A 16620-nucleotide genomic window follows, 5' to 3' on the forward strand; every position below is an offset into this window, starting at 1 on the left:
ATCTACTTTCTTCTGTGGTGCATTTTTATGTATATATGAAGGATATCAATAGCTGCTGGAGTCATTCCACTTATTTCACTAGCTGCAAAAAGTGTTGGTGGTGTAAACTTTTGTAGCTTTTCAACAACTTCGTTACTTAAACCACTTATTTCACTAAAGTCCATCATTGGAGGGATTTTTATGTTTATCATCTCTTTCATATGGTCAATTTGATTTTTTTGTTTTTCTATATAGTTTTTGTACTTTGCTTCTACTAAGATTTGCTCTTTTGCTTCTGGAGTAAAGCTAGCAATTTCTTCAGATAATTTTTCAAGTTTTTCTATTGTAAAAGTTTTTCTTGCAACTATTTTTTGTAAAGAGACTTTGTCTGTTATTTTATCTTCACCAAGTTCTTCTAAGTATGCAATATTCTCTTTTGAAGGGGTTAAAAAAGTTTCTTCGAGATACTCTAGACCTCTTTTTGTTTCATCTATTTTTTGTACCACTTTTTTATGAGTTTTTTCATCTATAAGACCTATTTTATAACCGTAAGGAGTTAATCTTATATCAGCATTATCTTCACGTAAAAGCAAGCGATACTCAGCACGACTAGTAAACATACGATAAGGCTCTTTCGTTCCTTTTGTAACTAAATCGTCTATAAGCACACCGATATAAGCTTCATCACGTCTAAAGATAAGAGGTTCTTCATCGTTAAGACTTAATATGGCATTTATACCTGCCATAAGACCTTGTGCTGCTGCTTCTTCGTATCCTGTTGTTCCATTAATCTGTCCCGCACAATACAAGCCATTTACTTTTTTTGTCTCTAGTGCGTGAGTTAATTCTGTTGGATTTACGTAATCGTACTCAATTGCATAACCATATCTTACGATTTTTGCATTTTCTAAACCACTGATGGAGTGTAACATACTTAGTTGAGTATCGGGTGGCAAAGAAGTGCTCAGTCCATTTATGTAGTACTCTGTTGCTTCTTCCGTTTGAGGTTCTACAAAAAGATGGTGTCTATCTTTATCTCTAAATCTATTTATCTTATCTTCAATACTAGGACAATATCTTGGACCTGTTCCTTCAATTTGACCTGTAAAAAGAGGGGCTCTATGAAAGTTTCCTTCTATGATATTGTGTGTATTTTCATTGGTATAAGCAATATAACATGGAAGTTGATGGGGTTTAAAAGTGCTTTTTTCTGTTCTAAAACTAAAAGGCATTGGGTCTTCATCCCCTGGTTGTATTTCCATTTTTGAAAAATCTATACTTTTACCATCTACTCTAGGACATGTTCCTGTTTTTAATCTTCCCATATCTAGTCCAAGTGATTTTAATGAATCAGATAAATTGACTGCTGCAAACTCTCCAACACGTCCAGCTTCTTGTTTATATTCACCAATGTGAATTAAACCTTTTAAAAATGTTCCTGTTGTAAGAATAATTTTTTTAGCATGGTAGTGATTTTTTAGGTGAGTAATTATACCTGTAACAGCACCATCTTTAGTGATGATTTCTTCTGCTATTTCTTGTGCTACATCAAGGTTTTCACTGTTGAGCACTAAGTTTTTCATATAAACTCTATATTTATCCATATCGATTTGAGCACGACTTCCTCTTACTGCTGGACCTTTTGATTGGTTTAAAATTCTATATTGTATTCCATTGATATCCGTTGCCAATCCCATTTGTCCACCAAGTGCATCAAGCTCTTTTACTAGATGACCTTTTGCAAGTCCTCCAACAGCTGGATTACAGCTAGTAGCTCCTATTTGTTCTGCCAGTATTGTTATAAGTAGTGTTTTTTTGCCAAGTCTTGCACTTACTAGTGCCGCTTCTATACCAGCATGACCTCCACCAACTACAATAACATCATATTTCATAAAATTCCTTAAATATATTATTGCGACATTATACTACTTATTTACTGTAAATATGTTTGAATATTGACTTTAGTATACTTAAATTATCTTTTTAAATGTGATATAATAATTCTTTACATGTAAAGAGGAAAACAAATGTTCACAGGACTTATAAGAGAATTTGCAACTGTAGTGAGTTACGAAAATAGCTATTTAACTTTAAAAGCAAAATACAAACCAGGGATAGGCGATAGTATAGCAACTAATGGAGTATGTTTAACAGTTGTAAGCGTAGCAAAGGATACTTTTACAGTAGAACTTTCAGCAGAAACTAGAGAAATTATGGCAATAGAAAATTTAAAAGGTAAAGTTCATATAGAACCAGCCATGGCTATTGGAGATAGACTTGAAGGTCATATAGTACAAGGTCATATAGATTGTGTAGGGACTATAAAATCAATCACAAAAAATCAAAATGCAACAGATATGGTTGTTGCTTTACCAAAAGAGTATCAAAAGTTTATTATTCCAAAAGGCAGTATTGCCATTGATGGTGTGAGTTTGACTCTTAATGATATAAAAGAAGATGGTTTTAGGCTTACTATTATTGCTCATACTTTAGATCAAACCATTTTTAGTGATTATAGGGTAGGAAGACGTGTTAATATTGAAACAGACATGTTTGCAAGATATATTTATCATATGTTTAAGGGTAAAAAAGAGATAACTTGGGATAATGTCGATAATTTGATGGCATTGTATTAGTGTATTTTTTTACAGATAGATTTGTTGGTGTCGATAGAGAAAAATTACAAAAAAAAGTAGGCAATAAAAAACTTATTTTTATGAACCAAATCCACTCATCTAATGTAAAAGTAGTGAACAAAAACTCACCAAGTGCTCTAGAGAAAACGGATGCAATGATAACAAACGATAAAGATGTAGCTTTATGTGTTGTTGTAGCTGATTGTAATCCTGTTATTTTTTTAGATGAGAGTAAAGGTGTAGTTGGGGTTGCTCATGCTGGCAGAGTTGGTTCTTATGAAAAGATTGCACAAAAAACGGTTTTAGCGATGAGCGAAGAGTTTGGTTGTGTAAAAAAAGATATACATGTGAAGATTGGACCATCTATCAAAGCGTGCTGTTATGAAGTAGGCAGTGAGGTTATAGGTGGATTTGAAACCTTTACATGTAAGAAAAATGCAAAGATATTTTTGGATTTAATTGCTTTAAATAAACAACAATTACAAGAAGTAGGAATAGAAGAGAAAAATATAGAAATTTCTTCTACATGTACCTGTTGTGATGAAAACTATTTTTCATACAGAAGAGAAGCGACAAAATCAAGATTTTGTGGTGTCGTGAGTTTATGAATATATTTGAAAATCTTAATATTCCTAAAGTTGGAGAAAATTTTGAGGCTTTGTATGAGAAAGATGGTATTCTTATAGAGAGAATTATAAGTTCAGATACACCTGATATTAAAGAGTATAGTCAGCCTTATGATGAATGGCTTGTTCTTTTAAAAGGAGAAGCCACTCTTGAAATAAACCATGAGATGATTTTACTTGAAGTTGGAGATACAAAGCTCATAAAAAAAGATACTCCACATAAGGTAATAAGTACAAAAAAAGGAACTATTTGGTTATGTATTCACCTAAAAAACAGATAAATCAAATATTTACTCCAAGAGAAATTAAAATAATGCAAAAAGCAAAGGCTTATGGTATAGGAACTTTAAGTAATGAAGATTTAGCAAAGGAACTTTTTAATCTTACTTTTTATGTAGATTTGGATAAAAAATATATACAAGAGATACTTAAACTTTATAGTATTTTTGATAAAACCGTAGAAACTGCTCAAATAAGTTCATAATAGAATTCAGATAAACACTACCTGAATTCTATAAATCACTTAATTATGAACAACTACCACCACAACAACTTTTTGCAACTGTTGCTTCTTTGATTGCAGCTAAAGCAGCATCATAGTTAGGCTCTTCAGTAATTTCTGAACAAATTTCTTTGTAAGCTATTTTACCACTTGCATCAAGTATAAAAATTGCTCTAGCAGTAACACCAGCTAATGGACCATCTGCGAGAAGAACACCATAAGCATTAGCAAAATCTTTATTTCTAAAGTCACTACCTACTGCTAAGTTTTCAATACCTTCAGTTGTACAGAATCTTCCCATTGCAAATGGTAAATCCATAGATACAACAGTAACAGAAGCATTTTCTACTTTAGCCGCTTCTACATTAAATCTTCTAGTTTCAGCAGCACATACTGGAGTATCTAGTGAAGGTACAACAACAATTATTTGTGCTTTACCTTGTGCTCCACCTATTTCTATTTCACTTAAATCTTTAGCTACTACTTTTACGATTGGTGCTAAATCACCAACATTTACTTCATTACCTGCGATATTTACTAAATTGCCCTTTAGATTAGTTGTTGCCATATTTTTATTCCTTAAATTAATTTGTTATAAGATTATAGCTAAATAGGATAAAAAATATCTTAATTAAATTTTTCATAATTTTTTACAAGTAAACAACTATTTAGCTATTTGTAGCTATCGAAATAAAAATAGAGGTTTTTTTGATTTTAAAAGCATTTGTGTCGTAAAACTTCCAAAAATTACAGTTCTAAATCTGTTGTGGCTATACGCACCCATCGCAATAACATCCAGATTGTTTTCATCTTGATATTTGATAATTTCTTCAACGTTATCTCCACTTAAAGATTTTGTTTCAACTTCGATATTTGCATTTGCAAATAGTGCTTTTGCTGTATCTAAAAGTTTGTTTGAGATGGTTGTATCTTTATTTACATTTACAATATGTCTTTTTACATTGGTAAAAATTGGGCTTTGTTTTGCCTCTTTTATAGCTTTATTTGCATAATCACTGCCATCATAAGCCATCAATAGTGAGTCTATTTGTTTAAATTCACCATTTACAAGTAATATAGGGATATTAATAGTTCTAATAAGCTCCTCTATGTGAGAGCCTATCTTTTTATCACCACTATCTTCTCCTGTTAAACCAATTATTGCTATTTTTAAATCTTTAGATAAGTCATCTAGTGTTTCATAAAGAGTTCCATGTTTTTGTAGAGTTGAGCAGTTAGATAAACCTTGAGATTTAACATACTCTTTCATCTGTTTTAAAATACTTTTACCCTTAGCAATAAGTTGTTTACTTTCATTCATCTCTTCATCAACAAGCTCATCCAATAAATCTTCTTTTGAACCAAATCCTATGCTTCCAGATAAATCAACTTTTTTTGTTGTATGTGAGTGTTCTACTACATTTAATAAAATAAGAGGTAAGTCTAGTTTTTTTGAAATACTTATACCATAGTCACAAACTGCATGTGAAAGTTTTGATCCATCTACACAAACTAATATTTTTTCCATTTTAGTGTCCTCCCATTACTTTTTCAATCTCTTCAGGTTTATCATGAATTCCAAATCTATCTATAACAGTAGAACTTGCTTCATTTTGACCGATTATCTCCACATCTGTTCCTTCTCTTCTTAACTTTATAACAGCTTTATCAAGAGAATATACTGCTGAAATATCCCAAAAGTGTGCTCTTGTTAAATCAATAACTACTTTATCTACTACTTCCTTAAAATCAAAAGTTTTATAAAATTTATCTGCACTATTGAAAAAAACTTGTCCAATGAACTTGTAAGTTTTCACTGTATTATCTTCGTTATAAGAAGTTTCACTGTACATAAAGTGGGAAATTTTGTTGGCAAAAAATAGTGAAGCTAAAAGCACTCCAGAAAACACTCCATGTGCTAAATTATGAGTATATATTGTAACTACAACAGTTGTAAGCATGACTAGATTTGTTGATAACGGTAGAGATTTAAGTTTTTTAATACTCCCCCAATCAAATGTTCCAATAGAAACCATTATCATAACAGCAACCAATGCAGCCATAGGAATAATATTTATTACATCACTTAAAAACACAACCATAAGTAGCAGATATATACCAGCTAATAGTGTTGAAAGTCTTTTTCTACCACCTGATTTTATATTGATGACTGATTGTCCAATCATCGCACATCCAGCCATACCACCCATAAGTCCTGATGCAATATTTGCAATACCTTGACCTTTGCACTCTTTGTTATTATCACTTGTTGTATCTGTTAAATCATCAACAATAGTTGATGTCATTAAAGATTCAAGTAAGCCAACAACTGCAAGAGAAGCTGAATAAGGTAAAATTATCATTAAAGTTTCAATATTTAAAGGAATATTAGGAAGTAAAAAGACAGGTAAAGTATCCGGAAGTTGTCCCATGTCTCCCACAGTTCTTACATCTATACCCATAAAATATACAAATATTGTTAAAACCACAATAGTGACTAAAGGAGATGGTAACATCGAGCCTATTTTAGGAACATAAGGGAAAAGGTATATGATGCCAAGTCCAACTGTAGTTAAAGCATATACATGCCAAGTTACATTCGTAAGCTCAGGAAGTTGCGCCATAAAAATCAAAATAGCTAAAGCATTGACAAAACCAACTACAACGGCTCTTGGAACAAAACTCATAAATCGCCCAAGTCGTAAGTATCCTGCTATTATTTGAAATACACCTGTTAGAAGTGTCGCAGCTAATAAATACTGTAATCCATAATCTTTTACCAGTGTAACCATTACAAGAGCCATAGCTCCAGTTGCTGCACTAATCATACCAGGTCTTCCACCAACAAAAGCAATAACAACTGCTATACAAAATGATGCGTATAATCCAACTTTTGGATCAACACCTGCTATAATTGAAAAAGCGATTGCTTCAGGAATGAGTGCTAGTGCAACGACCATACCAGCTAAAGCGTCATTTTTGACATTTCCAAACCACTCATCTTTTTTAAAATATGATTTTACCATTTAATTCCTTGTTCATTTTACTCTTGAGTTATTATTGTAGGAGAGTGCTTTTTAAATTCAACAAAATATATTCCTACTTTTTGAGAGAAGGGATTGTACTGTTTTTTTGTTTTATATTTGATTAAGTTAACTTATTACTTGGCTCAGAAAAGTAAAATCCTTGTAAATAGTCTATGTCAAAGTTACTTAAAGCTGTTATAATATTTTTAGAACTAACATGTTCAGCAATTACTTTTGCATCAAGTGTTTTTGCAAATTTGACTATGGCATCCACGATATGGTATTCATTCGAATTGAGTGTGAGATTTTTAATCAATGAACCATCTATTTTTATATAGTCTGGTTTGATTTGTAAAAGGTAAGAAAAGTTTGAATAACCTGAACCAAAATCATCTATGGCAAATTTTACACCTAGTCTTTTCATAAGTTTTATAAAGGGTTTTACCTCTTCAAAGTCTCCAATCTCTTCAGTTTCTAATAATTCAAAAATAAGCTTATTTTGAACATTGTACTGATGAATTTTTTTATAAATAAAATTTACAGTTTTTTTATTTCTGATATCATCAATTGATAAGTTAAGAGAGAAAAAAACATCTTTGTGTTCAAAAAATTTAAATGTTTTTTCTACCATTATTTGCGTTAATTGTGGATATAGTTTTGCTTCTTTAGCAATATCTAAGAAAAAATATGGAGATATTATTTTGTTTTCAACTTCATCTTTTATTCTTATTAGAGCTTCATATTTTTTATTTTTTGGATTTTTGATATCAATAATTTCTTGAAAAAAAGGAATGATCATATCATTTGAAATAGCATATTGAATTTTTTCTTTCCAGAACATATGATTTTTATGTTTATTCATATTTTGATTTGAATCGCTGTAAATTAGATAAGAAACTTTTTTACGTACAGCTTCATTGAGTGCTAAATCAGCCTTTTCTAAAAGATTACCTTCTCCAGCGGAAATTCCACAAGTAAAACTGATTGTTATATCTACATGTAAATCATGATTAATAAAATGTGTATTACTAACTAATTGAGAGAGTGTTTCTATAGTGTTTTTAATCACTTTATAAGTACTTTTTTTTCCTAATAATAAATATTCATCAGAGCCAATCCGATAGATATTCATCTGTTTATCTTGAGCAAATTTTCTCAGTAAATGAGCAAATTCAACTAAAACAAAATTACCGGCTTTGACTCCATAATAGTCATTAATGTTTTTAAATAAATCTATATCTAAAAGGTAAAGTGTGGGATTAGAATAATTGTTTATATCTTTCCAAAAAGACATTCTATTTTTTAGTTTTGTTAATTCATCTGTGTAAAGTTTATTTTGTAAGTCTTTATTTAAAAAATTTATAGATTGGGCCATTTCATTAAAAGCATTTTTCAATTTACCAATTTCATCTTTTCCTTTAGTTTCAATTTGGTATTCAAAGTCTCGTTCTTTGATTTTTTCTATTCCTATAGTGACACTATTTATTTTATTTGATATATGATTGGCTATGTATATTGCTACATATATAACGAGAATAATCAAAATAATTGTTATTAAGATCATATTGTTAGTATGACTTTTTATATTTTGAAATATATGTTTTGTAATTTGTAAAATATTTTCTTCTATACTGTTTTCTTCTTTAGCCAGGTCTTTATCAATTTTTTCTTTAGTTTTTGTAGCGGCTTTATGAAATTCTTCAGTATTTGCACCTATAGTGATAAATCCAAAACCTCTTTTTGAATTTTTATATTGACCAGTATAATAAGGTATAGTTGCAGCAGTTGTGAGTTTCCATACATTGCTCCAAAAAATAATAAAAGAGCCATAACCACCATCTTCTGTAAGTTGACTCCATCCTTGGCATTGTGGTGCAAAGTTTAAATAACGACAATCTAAAGCAATCTGTCCTTTTTTAATCTGAGCAGTATTGGGTTTTTTCTTTAAGGATTGATTTAAAAATAGAGGTTGTTCTTTTAAAAATAAATTGAGATTTTTTTTGCCACTTTTTTTAAAAGCAGAAGCTAATTCTTCATCAATCCAACCAGGTACAATTTCTCCCGTTTGTCGATTATAACCAACAATAAAATAATCTCTTGGGTGTGAAATAGATTTAAATTCAGAACTCCACATAAAAGCATAATTTCCTTTACTCGCATCAGAAATATCTAAAGATGCAGCACTAATAGGTTCAACAAAATCAGTAAAATCCATGATATGCTGATGATCAAGTGCAAAAGTTAAATAGCCTTGTAATTTATTTTTTTTATATACAGGTGTCACAAAACGGATAATACCGTCAAATTTTTTACCAACAGGATTTTCTATTCCGGCATAAGCATATTTTTTAGGTTCAAATTTTATATTTGCAAGTTGTGCTTTTGCTTTTGTGAAAGAGCCGATAATAGGTGAAGGGATATATTCGCCTATGACTTGCGAAACATAAATTTCATTTTTTTTGAGTTTTAATGATTTTTGATAATATTCTTCTGCACGGCAATATGTATTTTGTTTTAATGATATGTTTTTTAGTTTTTTATCAAGAGAAGAGACTTTATAGATTTCTTGACCTTGAAGATTATAGTAAGTTATTTCCTTATAAATAGGTATAAGTTTTTTTCTTGCTGGTTTAATATTTATTTTATGAAATTCTTTGGCATTATCTTGTAACTTTGCGACTTCTTTATTTTGCCGAAGTATAGGAGTGTTTAGGGGTATCCATTTATCAATTTTATCATTGTATTGATAATTAACAGGAATATGTATGGCACTATTTTTGCGATTGTAAAAATTTTCTAAAGATTTTTGATTTATTTTTTGATTTGCTAAGTAAAGTATGTCTTTGTCTCTTTTTTTTAAAAAATCAGCAACACTATTAGCTATTGATAATGTTTGATTCTCTATCATGTCTTGAGATTTTTTATCTAATTCTTTTATACTGTCAGAAATGGCTGAATGAGTTATTTTTTGTATTGAATCGTGGCTTTTTTCTATTATTTTTTTAGAATTATCATGAATTATATCTTTTATTTCTAAAAAACTAAATATACCCAAAGCAGACAATAAGAACAATGGTATAATTTTAAAGACAATAAATATTATAATAAGTTTTGTCTTTATAGAGTAATTATTATAATCGAGCATAATATAGAGTTTAACTTTAATAATATAAAGTAAAACTTAAATTAACTTATTTGTATTTACTTACTTGATATTTGTATATTTGTGGGTGATTTTTGAAACAATCTAGAGGAAGCCCAGCTTTATTTATAAGGTGAGCGAAAAAAGATTCAAATTCTGGTAATTCTTCCCATACTTGCGGTAAAAAAGTTGCTTGATTTTGATATAGTTTTAAAATTACTCCATCAACATTTGGAGTAATTTTACTTTTTAAATCTTCAATATCAGTATAATTTACTAATTGAGCAGGAGTAAGTATTGAAACTTCGATATTTATAGTATTTAACTCTTCACGAGTGAGTTTAGGAAATCTAGGGTCTCTAAAAGAAGCATTTTTTGCATTGGATATAATATCTTCTATAAGAGGACGAGATGCAACTAAAGAGCCAATACAGCCACGTAATGTTCCATTTTTTGTTAATGTGACAAAAGACGCACCATTTTCATTTATCCATGGATTTTCTTTTGATATTTTTTCTATATCAATACCATCTTTATAATCAAATTCATCTTTAATCGCTTGTCTTGCAATATCAAGAAGCATATTAGATATGTTCATTTGGTTTGCCTATAAAAAATCCTTGAGCATAATCAACTCCTAAGTCTTTTACTTTGTCAAAAACTTCTTGCGAATGAACATATTCAGCTACTGTTTTTATACCTAATTCTTTAGCAAAATTGACAATGGTTCTTGCAATAATTACCATGTCATCATTTTGGTCTATATTCTTTATCAAACTACCATCTATTTTAATGAAATCTACTTGTAATTCAACTATTCTTTCAAAGTTGGAGTATCCTGAGCCAAAATCATCTATGGCTATTTTTGCCCCATAAGATTTTACTTGTTGTATAAAGTTCATCACTTCTTTATAGTTTTCAATACCTTCACTTTCTAAAAGTTCAAAAATTATCCAAGGACCTATGCCTGTTTCTTCCAGAGTATTTAAAATGAATTTTCTAGTGGCTTTATTTGTTATATCTAAGTATGAAAGGTTGACAGAAAATTCACAAGGGCAAATACTAAAAGTATCAATACTCTTTTTTATGAGTGAACAAGAAAGTTTAGGATAAATTTTTGAGCGTTTTGCTATATCCAAAAACTCATATGGAATTAATATATTTCCTTTTTCATCTTGTACTCTCATTAAAGATTCATATTTTTCAATTTCACCTGTATTTATATTCATAATAGGTTGAAAATAAGGTAATACTAAATCCTGATCAATAGCATTTTTTAATACTTTAGAAACTTGTATATTTTTTGTATACTCTTCTTCTTTATTACTTTTTATATCATAAATTGCAAAAGATTTTTTTGTTAGCTTTGCATCTTTATATGCAATTTGAGCAAGCTTGAGCTGATTGATTCTTCCTTGTGATGCTCCTATTGTCATGGAAATTTCAATTTCTGTTCCATTGCATAAAAATTTTTCTTTAATAATTGCTTGAGAAACATTGCGTAGATAGTTTAATAGTTCTTTTTCTTGAATTTTTTCTAAGTTTACCATGACATAAATGTCAGCTTCAAATTTATAAAGTTTGGACTTATCTGTCAATAAATTATTTTCTAGCCACTTAGAAAACTGTAAAAGTATTTTATCACCAAATAGATTTCCATAAAGATTATTGATTGTATCAAAAGAGTCTATATTAAAAATAATATACGTGGCCTCATTTTTTGAGTTCAAAATACTTTTATCAGTAAAAAGTTTTAGCCTATTAGGAAGTTTGGTTAAAGAGTCTTGATAAAGACTGTTTTTGATATTAGTTTTACTAAGGGTCAATTCTGTTATATCTGTTGCTAAAAAAAGTATCTCTTTGAGTCCTTCGTTATTATTGAAAATAGGAATGAATGAACAGTTTAAATGAATTTTATTACCATCAGGAGTATCAATAGTTTGGACACCATCCCATGATTGTTTATATTTGAGTGTTTCTAATATCTCCTGAGCATCAGAATGAAATAAATCCTTTAATGTCATTTTTTGACACTCTTCTTTTGTTTTATGAATAATTTGACAAAATTGTCTATTTGTTTGGATGATATTATGATTTACATTGAGTTTTGCAAATATTGCATTATTTTCAAATGCCTCTAAATATGTTTGAGGAGAAATCGTTTCTATGTCATTATCTTTTTGTATTATTTTAGTTTTAATTAAAAATAGTTCAATAATTACTAGAGTAAATAGTGATATGATAAAAAAGATAGAAAAATTAATTAAATTAAATAAAAATGTTATCATTAAACCTAATAATAATATTAAAAACAATATTTTTATCTTTATACTCTTACTGTAATCCAAAAAATACCTTTTGCCTATATATAGGGGATTACTTTAGCAAAATAGTTTTAAAAAACACTTTAATTTACTAAAGATTTATTATATTAAAGTTTCTACGGTTTGTTTGGAATGTTTTTTGTGAAAGCATATTTTAAACTATTTTTGTGTATAATCACGTCCTAAATCTCACACACACCAATCCTTTTAGGTTGCACGATTTCGTGTTGATGGGTGTGGAGGCTAAACCAAAAGGGGTAAAACCCAAATCAAATTAAAGGAGACTTCATGGTAACAATGAAGGATTTACTAGAGTGCGGTGTGCACTTTGGACACCAAACTAGAAGATGGAATCCAAAAATGAAAAAATTCATTTTTGGTGAAAGAAAAAATATCTATATTATAGATTTACAAAAAACTCTAAGATATTTTAGACATACTTACAATATCGTAAGAGATGCAGCAGCTGAAGGTAAAACAGTACTTTTCGTAGGTACTAAGAAACAAGCTAGTCATTCTATTAAAGAAGCAGCTATCGCTTGTGGTATGCCTTATGTTAACCATAGATGGTTAGGCGGAATGTTAACTAACTACAATACAATTAAACTTTCAATTAGAAAACTTGACATCATTGAAAAAATGGAAGAAGATGGACAAATTGAATTATTAACAAAAAAAGAAGCACTTATGCTTCGTAGAAAAAAAGCTAAATTATTAGATTATCTTGGTGGTATTAGAGATTTAAAAACTACTCCAGATATGATTTTTGTTATAGATACAGTAAAAGAAAAAATTGCAGTTAACGAAGCAAGAAGATTAGGAATTCCTGTTGTTGCTCCACTTGATACTAACTGTGATCCTGATGTTGTTGATTATCCAATTCCTGGTAATGATGATGCTATTCGTTCAATTCAACTATTTTGTAGAGAAATGAAAGAAGCAATTATCGAAGGTAAAGAAATTAAAGCTCAAGATGAAGCAGCTCCAGAAGTAGAAGAAGAATTAATAGCTGAAGAAGAAAAAGCAGCGTTAGTTGAAGAAGCTGTAACTGAAGGTGAAAAAGAAGCTGTAACTGAAGAAAAAACAGAGGAAGCATAATCATGGCTGAAGTAACTGCAAAATTAGTTAAAGAGTTAAGAGAATCAACTGGTGCTGGTATGATGGATTGTAAAAAAGCACTTGTTGAATGTGATGCAGATATTGCAAAAGCAACAGAACTTTTAAAAGAAAAAGGTCTTGGAAAAGCTGAAAAGAAAGCTGATAGAATTGCAGCAGAAGGACTTGCAGGTTTAAAACTTGATGGTAACAGAGGTGTTGCTATTGAGATAAACTCAGAGACTGACTTTGTTGCAAAAAATGAAGCATTTAAAGAACTTGTAGTTAAAACTACAGAGTTTGTATATGATAATAACCCTAGCGATGTAGCTGCTGTAACAAGTGGTGAATTTGGTGGATATTTTACAGATGCTGTTTCTAAGATTGGCGAAAAAATCGAACTTAGAAGATTCTCTGTAATTGAAGCTGGAGAAAATGAATCTATCAATGGATATATTCACTCAAATAACCGTATAGCTGTTATTGTTAAAGCCAAATGTGATAGTGCTAAAACTGCTGAAGAAATGAAGCCATTTTTGAAAAATATTGCTATGCATGCAAGTGCAATGAAACCTTCAACTTTATCATATACTGATTTTGATATGGACTATGTTCAAAGCGAAACAAATGGTAGAATTGAAATTATCAAAAAAGATAATGAAGAGTTATATAGATTAAAAAAACCTTTGAAAAATGTACCTGATTATGTATCTCGTTTACAATTAACTGATGAAGTTATTGCAAATGTAGAAGCTAAAATCAAAGAAGAACTTTTAGCAGAAGGAAAACCTGAGAAAATTTTTGATAGAATCGTTCCAGGTAAAGTTGCTAGATATATTTTAGATAATACTACTCTAGATCAAGAGCAGTGTTTATTAAACCAACAATATGTTATGGATGATAAATTAACAGTTGCTGAAGCTGTAGTTGCTGAAGCATCAAAAGTTGGTGGAACTGCTGAAATAGTTGAGTTTGTAAGAATTGAAGTGGGTGAAGGAATCGAGAAAAAAGTCGAAGATTTTGCTGCTGAAGTTGCTGCACAAGTAGGCTAATAAACTGTTACAAGTAAGAGGGAATTCTTCCCTCTTATCTCTTTAATTACGAAGGATCTTAATGTCTCTTTTAGAAGTCAAAAATCTTTCACACTCTTTTGATTACCAACTTTTTTCTGATATAAATTTTTCTTTAAATAAACAAGAATCAATTGCAATTGTTGGTGTAAGTGGTAGTGGTAAATCAACCCTTTTACACATATGTGCGACTCTTTTAAAACCTCAAGCAGGTAGTGTTACATTGTTAGATAAGAATTTATATGAGCAAAAAAGTAAAGAAATTTTAAAAATACGAAGAGAAGATATTGGTATAATTTTTCAATCACATTATCTTTTTAAGGGCTTTAATACTTTTGAGAATATTGAGCTAGCTACACTTTTGAATAATACAACTATAGATACTGAGTTATTAAAGCATTTGGGTATAGAAAATTTGATGGATCAAAAAATTGGTGAACTCTCTGGTGGGCAACAGCAGCGTGTTTCTATAGCACGTGTGCTTTCAAAAAAACCAAAAATAATATTTGCAGATGAACCAACTGGTAATTTAGATAACAAAACAGCAAATGAAGTGATGGATATTTTATTTTCCTATATTAAAAAGAATAATGCTGCACTTTTGTTAGTTACACATGATATGACTTTAGCTAATAGATGTAATAGTACAATGAAATGCAGTCTTTAATAGAATTTTTAGGACAAAACCACGTTATACTTTTTTTGTTACTTTTTGCTAGACTAAGCGGATTATTTGCATTTTTCCCATTTTTTTCTCACATGAGAATACCAATGAGTGTAAAAACGGCAATGGTCCTTTTTATGGCAGTCTTTCTTTTTCCTCAAGCAACCTTACCAAATATTGATTTTAGTGTTGGGGCTATTGCCTTAGCTATAGTAAGTGAAATTATGCTTGGTTTTATTGCAGGTATTTTTTTATTGATAGTATTTGCAATACTTCAAATGGCAGGTATGCAAGTATCGTTTATTATGGGTTTTACTATGGCTAGTGTTATGGATCCACAATCTGGTACATCAATGCCTATTATAAGTACTTTTTTCACACTAGTTGCTCTTGTTGTTATGTTAGCTTTTAACGGACATCATATGATGATAATGTTTATCGTAGAATCTTTGAAAATTTTACCATTGGGTGATTTTTATCCAAACCACGGAATATGGGACTATTTAGTGCATGCAGTATCAAATATGTTTATTTTTGGATTTATTCTTTCTTTTCCAATAGTTGGATTGTCTCTCTTAGCAGATATTGTTTTTGGAATGCTTATGAAAACTATGCCACAATTTAACTTATTAGTAGTTGGTTTCCCTATTAAGATTATGGTAGCATTGATAGTGTTGATAGCAGTGTTAACTTCGATTATGTTGATTTTTAAAAGAGAGTTTCTTGAAGCAATTGAAAAATTAACGATACTATTTATATAGACCTAATTTATTTTATACTAAAATGACATAACTATTCTAAATTTAGGAGTGACGTCATGCATTTTCTTCTTGTAAACAATAACCCAGCAGTATCTAGATTAATTACTTTAAGCGTTGAAAAACTAGGATTTAATATTGATGAAGTAACTTCATTTGATGATATACCAGAAGAAAGTTATGATATTGTATTTGTAGATAATGAATTATATAGTGAAATAACTATTGATGACTTTATTGAAGAAGGACTTTCTAGACACTTTGTTTATATATCTCCTAGAGGGCAAGAAAAACCAGCTAATATGAATTCTATTTTAGAAAAACCATTTTTGCCAACAGATTTTATTGATTTAATAGCAAAAATTGATAGTGAGAAAAATAACGAAAAGTTAGATATAGGCTTAGATGATACTGAAGAAAAAACTTCTACAACTGAATTTGAAGATAAAGTACATGATGAAGAAGATGATGATATTTTAGATGATTTTGATTTTGATCATGATATAGGCGACATTGATATGGATGAAATAGAAAATGAAATCTCAAAAATAGATGATAGTGAAATAAATTTTGAAGATGATGAAATAGGTCTTGATGAAGATATTTTAAATGAAAGTGAAGTAGAAAATACAGCTATGAACGAAGAAGTTGAAGAAGATAACCCTTCAATTTTGGATAGTGAAGATATTGATGAAGTCAAGCAATTGTTAGAAGAAAATGATGAAGAAATTACAGAAGACGTTGATGGTCTTGTTAGTGCCCTTAGAGATATAGATGAAGATAAAAAAAGTGAAGATT

15 protein-coding genes and 1 pseudogene are annotated in these 16620 nt (G+C 29.8%); 9 read left to right on the forward strand and 7 right to left on the reverse strand.

Annotated elements, in window-relative coordinates; genetic code table 11:
• Window positions 1-2: 2 nt before the first annotated feature.
• Window positions 3-1871 (reverse strand): tRNA uridine-5-carboxymethylaminomethyl(34) synthesis enzyme MnmG, encoded by a 1869-nt coding sequence (mnmG, locus tag K354_RS0104030; protein ID WP_024954229.1) that lies wholly within the window; start codon window positions 1869-1871, stop codon window positions 3-5.
• Window positions 1872-2006: 135 nt separating this feature from the next.
• Here mnmG and ribE point away from each other — a divergent pair, with 135 nt between their 5' ends.
• From ribE to K354_RS0104050, 4 genes are read left to right on the forward strand one after another with little or no spacing between them, the layout of a single operon-like run.
• Window positions 2007-2615, forward strand: coding sequence for a riboflavin synthase (ribE, locus tag K354_RS0104035; protein ID WP_024954230.1), 609 nt, complete (start codon window positions 2007-2009; stop codon window positions 2613-2615).
• On the forward strand, window positions 2615-3223 hold the full coding sequence (gene pgeF, locus K354_RS0104040) for a peptidoglycan editing factor PgeF (RefSeq protein WP_024954231.1): 609 nt from the start codon (window positions 2615-2617) through the stop codon (window positions 3221-3223). The genes ribE and pgeF overlap by 1 nt, the downstream gene beginning before the upstream one ends.
• Window positions 3220-3522, forward strand: a complete 303-nt coding sequence (locus K354_RS0104045; RefSeq protein WP_024954232.1) for a cupin domain-containing protein — start codon at window positions 3220-3222, stop codon at window positions 3520-3522. The genes pgeF and K354_RS0104045 overlap by 4 nt, the downstream gene beginning before the upstream one ends.
• Window positions 3498-3725 carry a hypothetical protein gene (locus tag K354_RS0104050; protein WP_024954233.1) on the forward strand — a complete coding sequence of 76 codons (228 nt, stop codon included), beginning with the start codon at window positions 3498-3500 and terminating at the stop codon, window positions 3723-3725. Before K354_RS0104045 ends, K354_RS0104050 begins: the two co-directional genes overlap by 25 nt.
• A 43-nt stretch (window positions 3726-3768) precedes the next feature.
• On the opposite strand, the gene prx-suh is transcribed toward K354_RS0104050, so the two are convergent.
• From prx-suh to K354_RS13920, 6 genes are all read right to left on the reverse strand, one after another.
• On the reverse strand, window positions 3769-4311 hold the full coding sequence (gene prx-suh / locus K354_RS0104055) for a thiol peroxidase Prx-SUH (RefSeq protein ID WP_024954234.1): 543 nt from the start codon (window positions 4309-4311) through the stop codon (window positions 3769-3771).
• A gap of 114 nt (window positions 4312-4425) precedes the next feature.
• Entirely contained in the window at window positions 4426-5271 is an 846-nt protein-coding gene (locus K354_RS0104060) for a universal stress protein (protein ID WP_024954235.1), read from the reverse strand.
• A gap of 1 nt (window position 5272) precedes the next feature.
• Window positions 5273-6769 carry a SulP family inorganic anion transporter gene (locus K354_RS0104065; RefSeq protein ID WP_024954236.1) on the reverse strand — a complete coding sequence of 499 codons (1497 nt, stop codon included), beginning with the start codon at window positions 6767-6769 and terminating at the stop codon, window positions 5273-5275.
• Between the two features lie 121 nt (window positions 6770-6890).
• Window positions 6891-9842 carry a GGDEF domain-containing protein gene (locus tag K354_RS14595; RefSeq protein WP_169733415.1) on the reverse strand — a complete coding sequence of 984 codons (2952 nt, stop codon included), beginning with the start codon at window positions 9840-9842 and terminating at the stop codon, window positions 6891-6893.
• Between the two features lie 118 nt (window positions 9843-9960).
• Complete coding sequence (amrA, locus tag K354_RS0104075) at window positions 9961-10509, reverse strand: AmmeMemoRadiSam system protein A (RefSeq protein ID WP_024954238.1); 549 nt, start codon at window positions 10507-10509, stop codon at window positions 9961-9963.
• Window positions 10496-12199, reverse strand: a complete 1704-nt coding sequence (locus K354_RS13920; protein WP_156928208.1) for a sensor domain-containing phosphodiesterase — start codon at window positions 12197-12199, stop codon at window positions 10496-10498. Before K354_RS13920 ends, amrA begins: the two co-directional genes overlap by 14 nt.
• Window positions 12200-12523: 324 nt before the next feature.
• Between K354_RS13920 and rpsB the strand changes: the two genes are divergently transcribed.
• The 5 genes and pseudogenes from rpsB to K354_RS0104105 all read left to right on the forward strand — a co-directional run.
• Complete coding sequence (gene rpsB / locus K354_RS0104085; RefSeq protein ID WP_024954240.1) at window positions 12524-13333, forward strand: 30S ribosomal protein S2; 810 nt, start codon at window positions 12524-12526, stop codon at window positions 13331-13333.
• Window positions 13334-13335: 2 nt separating this feature from the next.
• Entirely contained in the window at window positions 13336-14382 is a 1047-nt protein-coding gene (gene tsf, locus K354_RS0104090; protein ID WP_024954241.1) for a translation elongation factor Ts, read from the forward strand.
• Window positions 14383-14443: 61 nt separating this feature from the next.
• A complete protein-coding gene (locus tag K354_RS0104095; RefSeq protein ID WP_024954242.1) occupies window positions 14444-15067 on the forward strand; it encodes an ABC transporter ATP-binding protein in 624 nt (207 codons plus the stop codon).
• A complete protein-coding gene (fliR, locus tag K354_RS0104100) occupies window positions 15055-15825 on the forward strand; it encodes a flagellar biosynthetic protein FliR (protein ID WP_024954243.1) in 771 nt (256 codons plus the stop codon). The genes K354_RS0104095 and fliR overlap by 13 nt, the downstream gene beginning before the upstream one ends.
• A 56-nt stretch (window positions 15826-15881) precedes the next feature.
• Window positions 15882-16620, forward strand: a pseudogene (locus tag K354_RS0104105) (hypothetical protein); the annotation flags it as partial.

The sequence above is a fragment of the Sulfurospirillum arcachonense DSM 9755 genome, from assembly GCF_000597725.1.
GTDB classification, from domain to species: Bacteria; Campylobacterota; Campylobacteria; order Campylobacterales; family Sulfurospirillaceae; genus Sulfurospirillum_A; species Sulfurospirillum_A arcachonense.

Coding starts and splice junctions, on each gene's coding strand:
- mnmG (WP_024954229.1), bottom strand. CDS start 1,871: ATGAAATATGATGTTATTGTAGTTGGTGGAGGTCATGCTGGTATAGAA.
- ribE (WP_024954230.1), top strand. CDS start 2,007: ATGTTCACAGGACTTATAAGAGAATTTGCAACTGTAGTGAGTTACGAA.
- K354_RS0104045 (WP_024954232.1), top strand. CDS start 3,220: ATGAATATATTTGAAAATCTTAATATTCCTAAAGTTGGAGAAAATTTT.
- K354_RS0104050 (WP_024954233.1), top strand. CDS start 3,498: ATGTATTCACCTAAAAAACAGATAAATCAAATATTTACTCCAAGAGAA.
- prx-suh (WP_024954234.1), bottom strand. CDS start 4,311: ATGGCAACAACTAATCTAAAGGGCAATTTAGTAAATATCGCAGGTAAT.
- K354_RS0104060 (WP_024954235.1), bottom strand. CDS start 5,271: ATGGAAAAAATATTAGTTTGTGTAGATGGATCAAAACTTTCACATGCA.
- K354_RS0104065 (WP_024954236.1), bottom strand. CDS start 6,769: ATGGTAAAATCATATTTTAAAAAAGATGAGTGGTTTGGAAATGTCAAA.
- amrA (WP_024954238.1), bottom strand. CDS start 10,509: ATGAACATATCTAATATGCTTCTTGATATTGCAAGACAAGCGATTAAA.
- K354_RS13920 (WP_156928208.1), bottom strand. CDS start 12,199: ATGATAACATTTTTATTTAATTTAATTAATTTTTCTATCTTTTTTATC.
- rpsB (WP_024954240.1), top strand. CDS start 12,524: ATGGTAACAATGAAGGATTTACTAGAGTGCGGTGTGCACTTTGGACAC.
- tsf (WP_024954241.1), top strand. CDS start 13,336: ATGGCTGAAGTAACTGCAAAATTAGTTAAAGAGTTAAGAGAATCAACT.
- K354_RS0104095 (WP_024954242.1), top strand. CDS start 14,444: ATGTCTCTTTTAGAAGTCAAAAATCTTTCACACTCTTTTGATTACCAA.
- fliR (WP_024954243.1), top strand. CDS start 15,055: ATGCAGTCTTTAATAGAATTTTTAGGACAAAACCACGTTATACTTTTT.